Source organism: Aliirhizobium sp. YIM B11859 (genome assembly GCF_057163345.1).
This window is the reverse complement of sequence record NZ_JBXHAY010000002.1, coordinates 1,093,529-1,108,786: the sequence shown is the minus strand read 5'-3', so window position 1 is coordinate 1,108,786 and position 15,258 is coordinate 1,093,529. Positions and strand designations below refer to the sequence as shown.

Annotated in this window: 14 protein-coding genes and 1 tRNA gene; 10 read left to right on the top strand and 5 right to left on the bottom strand. The window is 60.8% G+C overall.

The annotated features are described in order from the left end of the window. Positions 1–4: 4 nt before the first annotated feature. Positions 5–769 (bottom strand): GntR family transcriptional regulator, encoded by a 765-nt coding sequence (locus AC2GXZ_RS11580; protein ID WP_483759282.1) that lies wholly within the window; start codon positions 767–769, stop codon positions 5–7. After that, positions 766–1,650 carry a glucosamine kinase nucleotide-binding domain-containing protein gene (locus AC2GXZ_RS11575; RefSeq protein WP_483759281.1) on the bottom strand — a complete coding sequence of 295 codons (885 nt, stop codon included), beginning with the start codon at positions 1,648–1,650 and terminating at the stop codon, positions 766–768. The genes AC2GXZ_RS11580 and AC2GXZ_RS11575 overlap by 4 nt, the downstream gene beginning before the upstream one ends. 205 nt (positions 1,651–1,855) lie before the next feature. Here AC2GXZ_RS11575 and AC2GXZ_RS11570 point away from each other — a divergent pair, with 205 nt between their 5' ends. The 7 genes from AC2GXZ_RS11570 (at position 1,856) to AC2GXZ_RS11540 (ending at position 8,561) form a co-directional block, all read left to right on the top strand. Next, a complete protein-coding gene (locus AC2GXZ_RS11570) occupies positions 1,856–2,779 on the top strand; it encodes an N-acetylmuramic acid 6-phosphate etherase (protein WP_483759280.1) in 924 nt (307 codons plus the stop codon). Between the two features lie 18 nt (positions 2,780–2,797). Then, complete coding sequence (locus AC2GXZ_RS11565; RefSeq protein ID WP_483759279.1) at positions 2,798–4,054, top strand: ABC transporter substrate-binding protein; 1,257 nt, start codon at positions 2,798–2,800, stop codon at positions 4,052–4,054. Between the two features lie 253 nt (positions 4,055–4,307). Further along, the gene (locus AC2GXZ_RS11560) at positions 4,308–5,255 is read left to right on the top strand and encodes a carbohydrate ABC transporter permease (protein WP_483759278.1); all 948 of its coding nucleotides are present in this window, start codon (positions 4,308–4,310) and stop codon (positions 5,253–5,255) included. Positions 5,256–5,268: 13 nt separating this feature from the next. Next, complete coding sequence (locus AC2GXZ_RS11555) at positions 5,269–6,111, top strand: carbohydrate ABC transporter permease (protein ID WP_483759277.1); 843 nt, start codon at positions 5,269–5,271, stop codon at positions 6,109–6,111. Beyond that, positions 6,108–7,169 carry a Gfo/Idh/MocA family protein gene (locus AC2GXZ_RS11550; protein ID WP_483759276.1) on the top strand — a complete coding sequence of 354 codons (1,062 nt, stop codon included), beginning with the start codon at positions 6,108–6,110 and terminating at the stop codon, positions 7,167–7,169. Before AC2GXZ_RS11555 ends, AC2GXZ_RS11550 begins: the two co-directional genes overlap by 4 nt. 37 nt (positions 7,170–7,206) lie before the next feature. After that, a complete protein-coding gene (locus AC2GXZ_RS11545) occupies positions 7,207–8,208 on the top strand; it encodes an ABC transporter ATP-binding protein (RefSeq protein ID WP_483759275.1) in 1,002 nt (333 codons plus the stop codon). A 110-nt stretch (positions 8,209–8,318) separates the two neighbouring features. Further along, positions 8,319–8,561 carry a hypothetical protein gene (locus AC2GXZ_RS11540; protein ID WP_483759274.1) on the top strand — a complete coding sequence of 81 codons (243 nt, stop codon included), beginning with the start codon at positions 8,319–8,321 and terminating at the stop codon, positions 8,559–8,561. Positions 8,562–8,599: 38 nt separating this feature from the next. Here the strand turns inward: AC2GXZ_RS11540 and AC2GXZ_RS11535 are convergent. Continuing rightward, a tRNA-Ala gene (locus tag AC2GXZ_RS11535) sits at positions 8,600–8,675 on the bottom strand. A 153-nt stretch (positions 8,676–8,828) separates the two neighbouring features. After that, positions 8,829–9,224, bottom strand: coding sequence for a TIGR02300 family protein (locus AC2GXZ_RS11530; protein WP_483759273.1), 396 nt, complete (start codon positions 9,222–9,224; stop codon positions 8,829–8,831). 226 nt (positions 9,225–9,450) lie between these two features. Here AC2GXZ_RS11530 and aroA point away from each other — a divergent pair, with 226 nt between their 5' ends. The 3 genes from aroA to rpsA all read left to right on the top strand — a co-directional run bounded on the left by aroA (position 9,451) and on the right by rpsA (position 13,328). Beyond that, positions 9,451–10,818: a 3-phosphoshikimate 1-carboxyvinyltransferase gene (gene aroA / locus AC2GXZ_RS11525; RefSeq protein WP_483759272.1), complete on the top strand. Its 1,368-nt coding sequence runs from the start codon at positions 9,451–9,453 to the stop codon at positions 10,816–10,818. Next, positions 10,818–11,453, top strand: coding sequence for a (d)CMP kinase (gene cmk, locus AC2GXZ_RS11520; protein WP_483759271.1), 636 nt, complete (start codon positions 10,818–10,820; stop codon positions 11,451–11,453). The genes aroA and cmk overlap by 1 nt, the downstream gene beginning before the upstream one ends. A 171-nt stretch (positions 11,454–11,624) precedes the next feature. After that, positions 11,625–13,328 (top strand): 30S ribosomal protein S1, encoded by a 1,704-nt coding sequence (gene rpsA / locus AC2GXZ_RS11515; protein ID WP_483759270.1) that lies wholly within the window; start codon positions 11,625–11,627, stop codon positions 13,326–13,328. 128 nt (positions 13,329–13,456) lie between these two features. On the opposite strand, the gene AC2GXZ_RS11510 is transcribed toward rpsA, so the two are convergent. Then, positions 13,457–15,244, bottom strand: coding sequence for a hypothetical protein (locus AC2GXZ_RS11510; RefSeq protein ID WP_483759269.1), 1,788 nt, complete (start codon positions 15,242–15,244; stop codon positions 13,457–13,459). Between the last annotated feature and the right edge of the window lie 14 nt (positions 15,245–15,258).

Here is a 15,258-nt window from a genome sequence, read left to right as displayed (position 1 = left end):
ATTGTCAGTTTTCGCCGAGCGAGAGCTCAGCCACGAAATCATAGGCGTCGCCGCGATAAAGCGACCGGGTAAGTTCCACCACCCGGCCGGACGCGAGATAGGAAACCCGTTCGATCGACAGGCCGGCAGCCTCGATCGGCACTTCAAGGAGGCCGGCATCGATCTTTTTCATATTGGTGGCGGAGATCCGCTGGATGGCCCGCACCGGTCGCGCATCTTTCTTTTCCAGTTCCGCGTAGAGCGATGCCTGCAGCGAAGCCGGATCGGGCAGGAATTCGGCGGAAATGCTGGCCCGCTCGATTGCAAGCGGCATGTCGTTGCCGAAGCGCAACCGCCCGATCCTTGCAACCATCGTGCCGGGGGCAAGCCCCAGCATCATCATCTCCTCCGGCGACGGATGGAAAAGCCCGCGCTCCAGCCATTCCGAGCGCGAGACAAGCCCGCGCCGCGCCATGTCCTCGGTGAACGAGGTGAGCCTCGTCAGCGGTTGCTCGACGCGTGACAGCGGCTTGACGACAAAGGTTCCGGACCCGTGCCGGCGGGTGAGCAACCCGTCACGAACCAGATCGTCGACGGCTTTCCGCACCGTCACCCGGCTGACATTGGCATAATCGGCGAGGTCGCGTTCCGCCGGCAGTGCATCGCCATGGCCAAGTTTACCGGAAAGGATCGCCTCTTCCAGACTTTGCCGAAGCTTCAGATAGAGAGGTCCTGCGCCTGCCGATTGCAGGCCGTCGAGCGGCAGGATGGCGGTCAGTGCCTCGCTCATGCGTGCAGCTCCGCTTTTCCATAGGTTTTCAGCGCCAGTTCCACCGCACCTGTCAGGGCATCTGCGCGCGGCGCGGAAAGGTGCAGCTTATGTCGTTCGGCGAGATAGGGCGGATAAAGCGGTGCCAGCCCGCCCAGCAGGCAAAGCTTGCCCTTGCCGCCTGTGACCGCATGTACCGCATCGAGCGCTTCGTCGACGCCGCCGGCACCGGTGGCGAGAATTCTGAGCGCCGTGGCATCGCCTTGTTGCGCAAAATCGAAGACTTTTGGTGTGTAGCGGCCGAAATCGCCGGGTTTTGCCAGTCGCGCGAAATCGACGATCAGTTCCGGGTTTCCGTAAAACTCTGTGAGAATGGCTTCGGAAAGCGGCGTCATCGGACGGATCTTGTCGAAGGCGAGAAGGGCTTCCTGCAATGCCAGCTGGCCAAGCCTGGCACCGCTGCCGAGATCGCTGACCTGAAACCCCCAGCCTGCGATGGATCTGAACTCGCCGGCCTGCCTGATGATATAGACGGTGCCGGTGCCGACGATGCCGATCGCGCCGTCTTCGTCGCCGACCGCACCCTGCAGCGCGATAACCCCGTCCGAGACGATCTCTGATGTTTTGAAAGGCAGGCGCGCCGTCACATAACCGACCGCACCGCCGACATTGTTGCCGGCAAGCCCCAGAATGGCCGATGCCGATCCGAGATCGGGCTCAAGGCCCGCCTCATCGAAGGCACGTTCGGCAGCCTGGCTGATATGCTTGAGGGCCGTATCGGGATCGGTCAGGATGTTGGACGCACCGCTCTTGCCGCGGCCGAGTACAGTGCCGTTCATGTCTGCCAAAGCGGCCCGGCAGCTTGTTCCGCCGCCATCGATCCCGAGAATGAAACCCGTCATTGGTACCTCCAAGTCAATAATACCAAAAAAATACCATTTACCAAGGCAGAAATGATCGGATTGCGAATTTCAGGGGTAATTGCCCATTTTCATTGATCTTTTAGCAATTTCAAATGGCTCCGCAATTCAACCGGGTAACAAAGATTAATTTCTCGCTGGACAATTGGTATTTTTTTGGCATCATTTTATCCAGAGGGAGAAACGGATGAGCCAAACAGCCACCGAAGCAAGACATGGAAAAGCGGAAGGGCTCGATACGCGCGCTCCGGCCGACATTCTTGCTTTGCTGGCATCCGGCCAGCAGGAGGCGGCGAAAGCGGTGGTCCCAGCCATTCCGGCACTCGCCGTTGCTGCGGAACTGGTGGCTGCAACGTTGCGGGCTGGAGGCAAACTCGTTTATGTCGGTGCAGGCAGTTCCGGTCTGATGGCAATGGCCGACGCGCTCGAACTTCCCGGAACCTATGGGATAGAACGCCATCAGATCGTGCTCTTGCTTGCCGGCGGCATCTCCAGCCTTGCCGACATGCAAGGCGCGCCGGAGGACGATGTGGCGCTTGCCCAAAAAGACGCCGCCGTCATCGCGGCGGGTGATTGCATTCTCGCGGTCTCCGCCAGCGGATCGACGCCCTATGTCGCGGAAATCGCCGATATCGCCCGCGCCCGCGGTGCCAAGGTCGTCGCAATCGCCAACAATCCCGGCGCGCGTCTGTTCGATGGCGCCGACGTTTCGGTCCTGCTTGAAACCCCACCGGAAATCGTTGCCGGCTCGACGCGCATGGGGGCCGGCACAGCCCAGAAGCTCGCCTTCAACATGCTCTCCACGCTCGCCGCGATAAAGCTCGGTCATGTGCATGACGGACATATGGTCAATCTGCGCGCCGACAACGAGAAGCTGCGTATCCGTGCCGCCGGCATGGTTGCCGAAATCGCCGGCATTGCCTTCGAGGACGCCCGTAAATGCCTGATGCTGGCCGACGGATCGGTGAAGATCGCCGTCCTTCTGGCCGCAGGCGCTGCCGACACTGACGCCGCAATGGCGCTACTCATTCGTTCCGATCAGGTGTTGAGGAAAGCCCTGGCGGAACTGAACATGACGGAAAATACCGTGAAACGCGCCGCAAAGCGCTAACCAATAAGGGAGAACATCATGACCCGTTTATTGAAAGGCATGCTTTTCGCCACGACCATTCTCGCGTCCGCGGGTGCTGCGTCGGCGGCGGATGTCACGCTCAACATCGAGAGTTGGCGCAACGACGATCTGGCCATCTGGAAGGAAAAGCTGATCCCGGCCTTCGAAGCGAAGAACCCCGGCATCAAGCTGACCTTCTCGCCGACTGCACCGACCGAATATAATGCCTCGCTGAACGCCAAGCTCGATGCGGGCTCGGCCGGCGACATCATCACCTGCCGTCCGTTCGATGCATCGCTCGAACTCTTCAACAAGAAGCAGATCGTCGATCTCACCAGCCTGTCGGGCATGGATAATTTCTCGCCTGTCGCCAAGGCCGCCTGGTCCACCGATGACGGCAAGTCGACCTTCTGCGTACCGATGGCATCGGTCATTCACGGCTTCATTTATAACAAGGACGCGTTCGATCAGCTGAAGCTCACCGTGCCGAAGACGGTCGATGAGTTCTACGCCGTCCTCGACAAGATCAAGGCCGACGGCAACTATATCCCGATGGCGATGGGCACGAAGGACCTCTGGGAAGCCGCCACCATGGGCTACCAGAATATCGGCCCGAACTACTGGAAGGGCGAGGACGGCCGCAAGGCACTGATCGAGGGCAAGGAAAAGCTCACCGATCCGGAATGGGTCAAGCCGTATGAGGAGCTTGCCAAGTGGAAGCCCTATCTCGGCGATGGTTTCGAAGCCCAGACCTATGCCGACAGCCAGAACCTCTTCACGCTCGGCCGCGCTGCCATCTTCCCGGCCGGTTCCTGGGAGATCGGCCTGTTCAACACCCAGGCGCAGTTCAAGATGGGCGCCTTCCCGCCGCCGGTGCCAAAGGCTGGCGACACGGGTTATATCTCCGACCATCCAGATATCGGCGTTGCGCTCAACGCCAAGAGCACACATCAGGAAGAAGCCAAGAAGTTCCTAACCTGGGTTGCCTCGCCGGAATTCGCCGAAATCTACGCCAACGCGCTTCCTGGTTTCTTCAGCCTGAATTCGTCGCCGGTGAAGATGGCCGATCCGCTGGCGCAGGAATTCGTCTCCTGGCGCGAAACGTTCAAGCCGACCGTCCGCTCGACCTACCAGATCCTCTCGCGCGGCAAGCCGAACCTTGAAAACGAGACCTGGGTCGAATCGGCCAATGTCATCAACGGCACCGACACCCCGGCCGCTGCTGCTGAAAAGCTGCAGAAGGGTCTCGACAGCTGGTACAAGCCGGGCAAGTGAGCCTTTTGGTAGCGGTGGTGTCTGACGCTGCCTCTCATCCGGCTGCCGCCACCTTCTCCCCTCAGGCGGGGAGAAGGGTATGCCGCAACATTTTGCCCAGCCTTTAAGTCTGGGCGTTCGCCGCGTGTCTCCTTCGCCCCGCCTGCGGGGAGAAGGTGCCCGGCAGGGCGGATGAGGGGAAGCCCTTGCCGGCCGGCCAAGATACATCAGCGCTGCGCCGTTCAGCCAGCCAAGAACAAGACGACGGGAACCAATGAGCGAAGCCGACAACCCACCCGAAGCGGCCCCGATCAGGCGCCCGTTCCGCTGGCATATCCTCGTGTTTCTCGCGCCGGCCTTTTTCGTCTACACGGCGATCATGATCCTGCCGCTGATCGAGACATTGCGCCTCTCGTTCTACAATACAGTCGATGGCGCCACGACCTTTGTCGGTATCGCCAATTATCAGGTCCTGTTCGGCGACGCCCGCTGGGCGCACGATTTCTGGAACGCACTCGTCAACAACCTGATTTTTTTCGCCATCCATATGTGCGTGCAGAACCCGATAGGCATCGCGCTGGCAGCACTCCTGTCGACGCCGAAGTTGCGCTTTGCCGCCTTCTACCGCACGGCCATCTTCCTGCCGACACTGCTCTCCTTCGTCATCGTCGGTTTCATCTGGAAACTCATTCTGTCGCCGATCTGGGGTGTTGCGCCCTGGCTGATGAGCCTCGTCGACGCCAAATGGATGTTTGCCCCCTGGCTCGGCCAGTCCGGCCCTGCGCTGATCGCGGTATCGCTTATCTCCGTCTGGCAATATGTCGGCATTCCGATGATGCTGATCTATGCGGCGCTGCTCTCCATCCCCGAGGAGGTGATCGAGGCCGCCGAATGCGACGGCATTACCGGCTGGAGCCAGTTTCGGAAGATCAAGCTGCCGCTGATACTGCCGGCGATCGGCATCATCTCTATCCTCACCTTCGTCGGCAATTTTAACGCCTTCGACCTTGTCTACACGGTACAGGGCGCTCTCGCCGGTCCCGACATGTCGACCGATATTCTCGGCACGCTGCTTTATCGCACCTTTTTCGGTTTCCAGCTGCAGCTCGGCGACCGGTCGATGGGCGCGACGATCGCGACTGCGATGTTCGTCATCATTCTTGCCGGCGTCTCGTTTTATCTTTTCGCCATCCAGCGGCGCATGCGCCGTTACCAGTTCTGAAGGAGAGCCCAGTATGTCCAACAAGGCGCGCTCTTCCCCACTCCGCTCCAGCCTCGTGCATCTGGCGCTGATTGCCTACACGCTGATTGCGATCTTTCCGGTGTTTCTGACGGTCATCAATTCGTTCAAGGACCGCAACGCCATCTTCCGCAACCCGATGCAGGTGCCGATGCCGTCGAGTTTCAGCCTGATCGGCTACCAGACCGTACTCGGCCAGGCGGATTTTACCGGTTATTTCCAAAACAGCCTGATCGTCACCGTCATGTCGATCGCACTCGTCCTGCTGTTCGGCGCCATGGCCGCCTTCGCGCTCTCCGAATACCGCTTCCGCGGCAATGCGCTGGTGGGTCTCTACATGGCGATCGGCATCATGATCCCGATCCGGCTGGGAACGGTTGCCATCCTGCAGGGCATGGTGGCGTCGGGCCTGGTCAACACGCTCACCGCGCTGATCCTCGTTTATACAGCGCAGGGCATACCGCTCGCCATCTTCATCCTGTCGGAATTCATGCGCACCGTTTCCGACGACCTGAAAAACGCCGGTCGCATCGATGGGCTTTCGGAATATGCGATCTTCTTCCGCCTCGTCCTGCCGCTGGTGCGGCCCGCCATGGCGACGGTCGCCGTCTTCACCATGATCCCGATCTGGAACGATCTCTGGTTCCCGCTGATCCTCGCCCCGTCCGAAGCGACCAAGACGGTGACGCTCGGCAGCCAGATCTTCATCGGTCAGTTCGTCACCAACTGGAACGCGGTTCTGGCGGCCTTGTCGCTCGCCATCCTGCCGATCCTCGTCCTTTACGTCATCTTCTCGCGGCAACTGATCCGCGGCATCACGTCTGGAGCGGTGAAATGAGCGGAGAAAAGCCGATCCGGGTTCTCGTGGCGGGGCTGGGTAATATGGGCCGCAGCCATGCGCTCGCCTATCACAACGATCCGGGTTTTAAGATCGTCGGCCTGGTCAACCGCTCGACGCCGAAACTCGATCCGGCGCTTGCGGGCTACGAGATCCATCCGGATTTCGGGGCCGCGCTGGCGGAGCTCAAACCTGATCTCTGCGCCATCTGCACCTATTCCGACAGCCATGCGGATTATGCCGTCGCCGCTTTCGAGGCCGGCTGCCACGTCTTCGTCGAAAAGCCGCTGGCGACCACGGTCGCCGATGCCGAACGGGTCGTGGCAGCCGCGAAGGCTGCGGGCAGGAAGCTGGTGATCGGTTATATCCTGCGCCACCATCCGTCCTGGATCAGGTTGATCGAGGAAGCCCGCAAGCTCGGCCCGCCTTACGTCTTCCGCATGAATTTGAACCAGCAGTCGTCCGGGCCGACCTGGGACGTCCACAAGGCGCTGATGCAGACGACCCCGCCGATCGTCGATTGCGGCGTCCATTATGTCGACGTCATGTGCCAGATCACCGATGCGAAACCTGTCGAGGTGCGCGGCATGGGCCTGCGTCTTTCCGATGAGATCGCCCCGGACATGTATAATTACGGCCACCTGCAGGTCATCTTCGACGACCGCTCGGTCGGCTGGTACGAGGCCGGCTGGGGGCCGATGATCTCAGAGACCGCCTTTTTCGTCAAAGACGTCATGTCGCCAAAAGGCTCGGTCTCGATCGTCATGGATCCCAATGCCAGGTCGGATGACATCGACACCCATACGAAGACCTCGGTGATCCGCTTGCACAGTGCCGAGACAGGTCCGGACGGCAAATTCATCCGGCCAGACGAGGACATGAAGATGGCGGGCGAGCCCGGCCATCAGCAGCTCTGCGATCTGGAACAGGCCTATATGCTGAGGGCCATCCGCGAGGATATCAACCTCGCGCGCCACATGGACGATGCGGTGCAATCGCTGAAAATCTGCCTAGCGGCAGACGAAAGCGCGCGCACCGGCAAACCGGTTCATCTTTGAGGCGGACCGGCCACCAAGTTTGACAAGGAAGACGCTTTTGGGTTCGCTGCAACTTAAATCCATCCGCAAGGCCTTCGGTGACCACGAAGTGCTGAAGGGCATCGATCTCGACGTCGAGGAGGGCGAATTCGTCATCTTCGTCGGCCCGTCCGGTTGCGGCAAATCCACATTGCTTCGGGTCATCGCCGGGCTCGAGGACGCAAGCTCGGGTTCGATCAGGATCGACGGCAAGGAAGTGGCAACGGTGCCGCCGGCAAAACGTGGCATCGCCATGGTCTTTCAATCCTATGCGCTTTACCCGCACCTGACGGTCAGGGACAATATGGGCCTCGGCCTCAAGCAGGCCGGCACCGACAAGGCCGAGATCGAGGAGCGCGTCGCCAAGGCATCGTCGATGCTGTCGCTCGAACCCTATCTCGCCCGTCGCCCGGCAGAGCTTTCCGGCGGCCAGCGTCAGCGTGTCGCGATCGGCCGCGCCATTGTCCGCGAACCCAAGCTGTTTCTCTTCGACGAGCCGCTGTCGAACCTCGATGCGGCTTTGCGTGTCCAGACGCGGCTTGAGATCGCCCGTCTGCACCGCCGCCTGAAGGCGACGATGATCTATGTCACCCACGACCAGGTGGAGGCGATGACGCTTGCCGACAAGATCGTCGTCCTCAGTGCCGGCGCGATCGAGCAGGTCGGCTCGCCCATGGAACTCTACAACAGGCCGGCCAATATCTTCGTTGCCGGCTTCATCGGCTCGCCGCAGATGAATTTCATCCCCGCTGAAAAGCTCGGAGAGACGGGAGCGAAGACGATCGGCATCAGGCCGGAACATATCGCCCTGTCGCGCGAGGGCGGCGACTGGAAGGGCAGGGTGGTACATGCCGAACATCTCGGAGCCGACACCATCCTCTATCTCGAAACGGAAACGGCCGACCTCGTGACGGTACGCCTTTTCGGCGAACATCGTTATGGTGCCGACGACGTGGTTTTTGCCACTCCGGACAAGGCCTGCCTGCATCGCTTCGACGAGAACGACCAGGCGATCCGATAGGGCTGTTTCGGGTGGTAGATAATTGCAATCGCCGCCGGCTGCGGCGATACGGCAGCAGCAAACCGAGAACCTTATGGCTTCCTCTGCGTTAACTCTGCAGAGGAAACATCATGGTTATGGCAATAACGATCGCGTCTATCGCAATCCTGTCGGTTACAATGGTCGGCATCATCATCCGCCAGAAGGCATTGGCCTATCGCGATCTCTACGCGAACGAGGCAGGTCTGGCGGACGTGGCACGCAACGGCAAGCCAGCATTACGCCGTCCACTCCAGGCCGAATCGACCCGTCTTCGAAAGGCGGCCGTGTCTCGCCGCAAAGTCGAACACGCCTGCGGCCATCACGCTTATTGAAAGTGTCCTGCCGGTCTACGATTGTCGGTGGAAAATGTTGGTGGAGCTAAGCGGGATCGAACCGCTGACCTCTTGCATGCCATGCAAGCGCTCTCCCAGCTGAGCTATAGCCCCATCAGGGTGGTCCGGGATATTTTCCGGTCCTGGGAAACTTCGAAGCGATATTCGCTGCGGAGTGGCGGCTTATTACTTCCGGTTTTTTGGAAGTGCAAGCCGAAAATTCGAACACCCGGCAATTTTTCTGAAATTGCCGGGTGTTAGCGTAAATTACTGCTCGTCGTCGTCGCCGCCGACACCGATGATGCCGGTCATGTCGTCGTCGTCTTCATCTTCCTGCTCGAGGAAGGTGTCGTCATCGTCATCGCCGATATCGACATCATCTTCGTCATCGCCCAGATCGGGAATGTCGTCGCCGCTGTTTTCGCTGTCAGCGTCTTCCAGCGAAACGACTTCGACTTCCTGGCTCTCGCTGTCGACTTCCTTGATATCGTCTTCTTCTTCCGCAGCCTGTTCCATCTTCACGGCAGCGCTGTGCTCTTCGAAGAAGGACAGCGGCCAAGCCTTGCCCGTATAGGGGGAGACGACCGGGTTACGGTTCAGGTCGTAGAACTTCTTTCCGGTATCCGGGTCGGTACGCTTTGTTCCGAGTTCCGCTTTTGCCACTGTTAAGCCTCATAAGCCGGCCGATCAGATCGGCGCACCGCAGGTGCGGCGATGGATGAAAGGGTGAAAATCTAAGCCGGTCCCCTTAAGGCTAACGGCTGGTGATGTCAAAGCCAAACTTTTCGGGCTTTCCTGTCCCGCCAAGTCAACAAGCGGATGACCGCCAAATGGGTTTGTGCTAACGACGGCGCAAAATTCAGGAACGTTCAGTAAGTAGGGACAATCAATGTCGCATGGTAACGCGTTGAAGCCGGCGAAATCGGCACGCTCGGAAGCTCTGAAAGGGACGATCAGGATCCCCGGCGACAAGTCGATCTCGCACCGCTCCTTCATGTTTGGCGGGCTTGCTTCCGGCGAAACGCGCATCACCGGTCTGCTTGAGGGCGAAGATGTCATCAATACCGGCAAGGCGATGCGTGCCATGGGCGCCAGGATCGAGAAGGTCGGCGCCGAGTGGATCATCCAGGGCACCGGCAACGGCGCGCTGCTCGCTCCGCAGGCGCCGCTCGATTTCGGCAATGCCGGCACCGGCTGCCGCCTGACCATGGGCCTGGTCGGCGTCTATGACTTCGACAGCACGTTTATCGGCGACGCGTCGCTCTCCAAGCGCCCGATGGGCCGCGTCCTCAACCCGCTGCGCGAAATGGGCGTGCAGGTGACCTCGCATGACGGCGATCGACTGCCGGTCACGTTGCGCGGCCCCAAGACACCGAACCCGATCACCTATCGCGTGCCGATGGCATCGGCCCAGGTCAAGTCCGCCGTTCTTCTGGCCGGCTTGAACACGCCCGGCATCACCACGGTGATCGAGCCGGTCATGACCCGTGATCACACCGAAAAGATGCTGCAGGGGTTTGGCGCCAATCTTTCGGTCGAAACCGATGCCGAAGGTGTGCGGACCATTCGCCTCGTCGGCCGAGGAGAGCTCAAGGGCCAGGTCATCGATGTCCCGGGCGACCCGTCCTCGACGGCCTTCCCGCTTGTCGCAGCGCTGCTGACGCCCGGCTCCGATGTCACCATCCTCAATGTGCTGATGAACCCGACGCGTACCGGTCTGATCTTGACGCTGCAGGAAATGGGTGCGGATATCGAAATTCTCAATGCGCGGCTTGCCGGTGGCGAGGATGTCGCCGACCTGCGTGTCCGCGCCTCCGAACTGAAGGGCGTCACGGTGCCGGCCGACCGTGCGCCGTCGATGATCGACGAATATCCGGTTCTCGCCGTCGCTGCAGCCTATGCATCCGGCACGACGACCATGCTTGGCCTCGAAGAACTGCGGGTGAAGGAATCTGATCGCCTTTCCGCCGTGGCCGTTGGCCTCAAGCTCAACGGCGTCGATTGCGACGAGGGCAAGGAGACGCTTGTCGTCCGCGGTCGTCCGGGAGGCAAGGGTTACGGCAATGCCGAGGGTGCCGCCGTCGTCACCCATCTCGACCACCGTATCGCCATGAGCTTCCTCATCCTGGGTCTGGCTTCCGAACATGCGGTCACCGTTGATGATGCGTCGATCATCGCCACGAGCTTCCCCGAATTCATGGACCTGATGACCGGCCTTGGCGCGAAGATCGAGACTGTCGAAGGTGAGGCCGCCTGATGGGCGTCGTCATCGCCATCGATGGACCGGCGGCCGCGGGCAAGGGCACCCTGTCGCGCCAGATTGCCGACGAATACGGTTTCCATCATCTCGACACCGGACTCACCTATCGCGCAACGGCCAAGGCTCTGCTCGATGCAGGCCTGGCGCTCGATGATGAGCAGGTGGCGGAGAAGATGGCGCGCGAAGTGGAGCTTGCCGGGCTCGATCGCGACATACTGTCTGCCCACGCGATCGGTGAGGCCGCCTCGAAGATCGCCGTCATGCCCAGGGTCCGGCGTGCGCTGGTCGAGGCGCAGCGTGCTTTTGCTCTCAAGGAACCGGGCACCGTTCTCGACGGGCGCGATATCGGCACGGTCGTCTGCGCCGATGCTCCGATCAAGTTCTATGTTACAGCGTCCCCGGAAGTGCGCGCGAGACGCCGTTACGACGAGATCGTCGGCAGGGGCAGCGCTGCCGAATATGCCGATATCTTCGCCGACGTGAAGACGCGTGATGAGCGCGACATGGGCCGGGCGGACAGCCCTTTGAAGCCCGCCGCCGACGCGCACTTGCTAGATACGTCGGAAATGGGTATAGAGGCCGCGTTTCAGGCCGCCAAGTCGTTGATCGATGCGGCCCTGAAGAAGAATTGACGAAGGACCGGTTCACCGGAATTTCGTCCGCAGAGATCCCGCAGTTCAGTCCCAGCGCCGGATAGCCTCTTAACGGAATGACCGATGAGAGAGGCGGGCCTGGATTTCGGGCGTGTTTAACACGAACCACCGGCGCATGCGTGTCCTTGACGGACACGATCAGGAGATTTCATGGCAGTAACTAACCCCACGCGCGAGGACTTTGCAGCCCTTCTCGAGGAGTCCTTCGTTTCCAACGATCTGGCCGAAGGCTACGTTACCAAAGGTCTGGTAACGGCGATCGAAAAGGACATGGCAGTTGTCGACGTCGGCCTCAAGGTCGAAGGTCGCATCGCGCTCAAGGAATTCGGCGTCAAGGGCAAAGACGGTTCGCTGAAGGTCGGCGACGAAGTCGAAGTCTATGTCGAGCGCATTGAAAACGCTCTCGGCGAAGCCGTTCTGTCGCGCGAGAAGGCTCGCCGCGAAGAAAGCTGGGTCAAGCTCGAAGCCAAGTTCGAAGCTGGCGAGCGCGTTGAAGGCGTTATCTTCAACCAGGTCAAGGGCGGCTTCACCGTCGATCTCGACGGCGCCGTTGCCTTCCTGCCGCGTTCGCAGGTCGACATCCGTCCGATCCGCGACGTCACCCCGCTCATGCACAACCCGCAGCCCTTCGAAATCCTCAAGATGGACAAGCGTCGCGGCAACATCGTTGTTTCGCGTCGTACGGTTCTTGAAGAATCGCGTGCCGAGCAGCGTTCTGAAATCGTTCAGAACCTCGAAGAAGGCCAGGTTGTTGACGGCGTCGTCAAGAACATCACCGATTACGGTGCGTTCGTTGACCTCGGCGGCATCGACGGCCTGCTGCACGTCACCGACATGGCATGGCGCCGTGTGAACCATCCGTCGGAAATCCTGTCCATTGGCCAGCAGGTCAAGGTTCAGATCATCCGCATCAACCAGGAAACCCACCGTATCTCGCTCGGCATGAAGCAGCTCGAGTCGGATCCGTGGGATGGCATCGCGGCCAAGTACCCGATCGGCAAGAAGATCTCCGGTACCGTCACCAACATCACCGACTACGGTGCATTCGTAGAGCTGGAGCCGGGCATCGAAGGCCTGATCCACATCTCCGAAATGTCCTGGACCAAGAAGAACGTACATCCCGGCAAGATCCTGTCCACGACGCAGGATGTCGACGTTGTCGTTCTCGAAGTCGACCCGTCCAAGCGCCGTATCTCGCTCGGTCTCAAGCAGACCCTCGAGAACCCGTGGCAGGCATTTGCCTTCAGCCACCCGGCCGGCACTGAAGTCGAAGGCGAAGTCAAGAACAAGACCGAATTCGGCCTGTTCATCGGCCTCGAAGGCGATGTCGACGGCATGGTTCACCTTTCCGATCTGGATTGGAACCGTCCGGGCGAACAGGTCATCGAAGAGTTCAACAAGGGCGACGTCGTCAAGGCTGTCGTTCTCGACGTGGACGTCGACAAGGAACGCATCTCGCTCGGCATCAAGCAGCTCGGCAAGGATGCCGTTGGTGAAGCCGCCAACTCCGGCGAACTGCGCAAGAACGCTGTCGTTTCGTGCGAAGTCATCGCCGTCAACGACGGTGGCGTCGAAGTGAAGCTGGTTGCTCACGAAGACATCACCTCGTTCATCCGCCGCAACGACCTGGCACGCGATCGCGACGATCAGCGTCCGGAGCGTTTCTCGGTAGGCCAGGTGTTCGACGCCCGTGTCACGAACTTCTCGAAGAAGGACCGCAAGGTCATGCTTTCGATCAAGGCGCTGGAAATCGCTGAAGAGAAGGAAGCAGTCGCACAGTTCGGTTCGTCCGATAGCGGCGCTTCGCTCGGCGACATCCTCGGCGCGGCTCTGAAGAACCGCGGCGGCGAATAATCGCTGTCCTTGAAAATATGAAAGCCGCCGGATCGAAAGATCCGGCGGCTTTTTTTATTGCCCGCTGTGGCGTGTGGTCCGCGTATAATCCTCGGTTCAATCCTGAGAACGAGGTTGCCCGGAGACGATCAGTTCCAACCGGCCATGCGCCAGTAGAGATCGCTTGGGCGCCCTTCCGAGACCCTCTCTTCCGCAATGGCTTCGGCAGCCGTGTAACCGGCAGCCTTTTCCGCATTGGTCTTGTCGTCGCGGGTCGCGAGCGCATCGTCCTGAGCATCGTCTTCCTGCCGCTGCTCGCTCTCCTCCTCATCGTCCTGGAAAGCATGCTGTTGTGACGGCTCTTCCTGCTCCTCGTCCTCTATGGCAGAGATGGGCGGTGTCTTGCGGCCCTCACGCCTGGGCTCTTCTTCGGCGGGAGGGTAGGCGGCCACATAGGGCCATGGCGGAGCTTCGCGCACCGGCGCCTGTATGGTTGCAGATGTCGCTGCCAGCGACTGTTCCGCGGTGTCACGCACAGGAGCGGGGGTAGCCGCTGTCGACATGTTGTCCGCGGCGTCGGCCGCCAAAGCACCGTTCCGGGCAGCGTCCGCGGGAGGCTGTTGGAGCGAGGCGGGAGACGAGCTCTTGGCGAATGGAATATCGCCTGTCTGTTGCGGGTCGATACCGTCTTCCGTCGGCGCTACGTTCTGCGCCGCCGCTGCGATCTGTCCGGCAACCGGAGCTTCCGCATTGTCGGCAATGGCCGCCGCCCAGCTGGCCAGCTTCGCCACCGCCTGATCCGAAAGCGATGTCCAGAGCCGGACCGGAACCGGCATATCGTTGTCCTGGCCCTCGTCTGAAATCTGCAGCCAGGCGTCAACCTCCTGCAATTTCATTGCGGTCTCGGGATCCTGGCCGTCGCCCATTATGGTAGCGGCGGCTGCCGCCTGTTGACGCTGTGCCGCGTCGACGCCGGCATTCGTCGAATTCCCTGCCGGCAGCGGCAATTCGTTCTCTCCGGTGATCTGCGGTGGGGTCGCCTGGGAGCCGGCGGTTTGTGACGGGTTGGTCTGCGGGGTTGATGCTCGCTGCGTCTGCGCCTCTGGCGAAGTTCTGTCTGTCCCGGCCGGTTGTTCAGGTGATGGAGCCTGTGCAGCGGAAGGCGCGGTATTTGACTGGCTTGCCTGACCGTCCGCCGCCTTTTGTATCAAGGCGGAGCGATCCGCCACGGTTGTCGTCGCCGGAGACTGGGGATTGCCGGTACGGGCCTCCTGGCCCGCGTCGTTCTTTGCCATCGTTGCGACCGGTTCGGGCGTGTCGCTGACCTGATGATCACCTGTGGCAGCCGCAACCGGGGCGCCAGGACTCGAGGCTGCACCCGGTGTGTTGCCGTTCAGGGAAATGCGAACGCCATTTGCGACAGTCGGACGATCGGCGCTGGCATTTTGTCTGTAGGAGCTGACGACTGCATTCGCAGCGAGATCCCGATCGGCGATATTTGCCGTTTCGATATGGACGGCGAGCCGGGCCGCAGCCTGACCGGCGGGCTCCCGCAACACCTCGGCCAGGATGCGCAGCGATATCCCCTTGACGATCTGGTTCAGCAGACGCTCGACATTGGCCACCTCTGCCGGCTTGAGCGCCTGCACTGCGTCGAACAGCCGTGTCGTGTAATCGAGCAGCGCTTCGTTTTCGCGCCTCGGCGTCTTGAGGAGCTTGCCGATCGTCTCGGCAAAGATCGACGATCCCTGCGCCAGCTTGAGCTGGGCTGAAAGCGAGACGGCGTCGGATCGGGCGCTGGAGATCGCAGTGGTATTCTCGGCGCCTGATTGCAGCGCGCTGGCAGATACCTCGACACGGGCACGGTTGGCCGCAACCTGCGGCTGGCTCTGGAAGTCGATATTCGAACTCAACGCGGCATGAACGGGTGGCAGCATAGCCTGCTCCATCG